The following is a 1,331-nucleotide window of genomic DNA, read 5'->3' on the forward strand; positions in this document are numbered from 1 at the left end:
TTTAAAGGAGTAATCCGCTTTGAGATGGACCCGCGGCGCATTAGCTAGTTGGTAGGGTAACGGCCTACCAAGGCGACGATGCGTAGCCGACCTGAGAGGGTGATCGGCCACATTGGAACTGAGAGACGGTCCAGACTCCTACGGGAGGCAGCAGTGGGGAATATTGCACAATGGGCGAAAGCCTGATGCAGCAACGCCGCGTGAGTGAAGAAGGTTTTCGGATTGTAAAGCTCTGTCTTTGGGGACGATAATGACGGTACCCAAGGAGGAAGCCACGGCTAACTACGTGCCAGCAGCCGCGGTAATACGTAGGTGGCGAGCGTTGTCCGGAATTACTGGGCGTAAAGAGTGCGTAGGCGGATATTTAAGTGAGATGTGAAATACCCGGGCTTAACCCGGGCACTGCATTTCAAACTGGATATCTAGAGTGCGGGAGAGGAGAATGGAATTCCTAGTGTAGCGGTGAAATGCGTAGAGATTAGGAAGAACACCAGTGGCGAAGGCGATTCTCTGGACCGTAACTGACGCTGAGGCACGAAAGCGTGGGTAGCAAACAGGATTAGATACCCTGGTAGTCCACGCCGTAAACGATGAGTACTAGGTGTAGGAGGTATCGACCCCTTCTGTGCCGCAGTAAACACAATAAGTACTCCGCCTGGGAAGTACGATCGCAAGATTAAAACTCAAAGGAATTGACGGGGGCCCGCACAAGCAGCGGAGCATGTGGTTTAATTCGAAGCAACGCGAAGAACCTTACCTGGACTTGACATACCCTGAATATCTTAGAGATAAGAGAAGCCCTTCGGGGCAGGGATACAGGTGGTGCATGGTTGTCGTCAGCTCGTGTCGTGAGATGTTAGGTTAAGTCCTGCAACGAGCGCAACCCCTGTTGTTAGTTGCTAACATTTAGTTGAGCACTCTAGCAAGACTGCCGCGGTTAACGCGGAGGAAGGTGGGGATGACGTCAAATCATCATGCCCCTTATGTCCAGGGCAACACACGTGCTACAATGGGCAGTACAGAGAGAAGCAAGACCGCAAGGTGGAGCAAACCTCAAAAACTGCCCCCAGTTCGGATTGCAGGCTGAAACTCGCCTACATGAAGTTGGAGTTGCTAGTAATCGCGAATCAGAATGTCGCGGTGAATACGTTCCCGGGCCTTGTACACACCGCCCGTCACACCATGAGAGCTGGCAACACCCGAAGTCCGTAGTCTAACGAAAGAGGACGCGGCCGAAGGTGGGGTTAGTAATTGGGGTGAAGTCGTAACAAGGTAGCCGTAGGAGAACCTGCGGCTGGATCACCTCCTTTCTAGGGAGTCGAAAGATAGAG

1 rRNA gene is annotated in these 1,331 nt (G+C 52.6%); it reads left to right on the forward strand.

From position 1 onward, the window contains the following. Positions 1–1,310: ribosomal RNA gene (locus CLCOS_RS08820) — 16S ribosomal RNA — on the forward strand; the annotation flags it as partial. Positions 1,311–1,331: the final 21 nt, after the last annotated feature.

The sequence above is a fragment of the Clostridium coskatii genome, assembly GCF_001675205.1.
In the GTDB taxonomy this organism is placed as follows: domain Bacteria; phylum Bacillota; class Clostridia; order Clostridiales; family Clostridiaceae; genus Clostridium_B; species Clostridium_B ljungdahlii.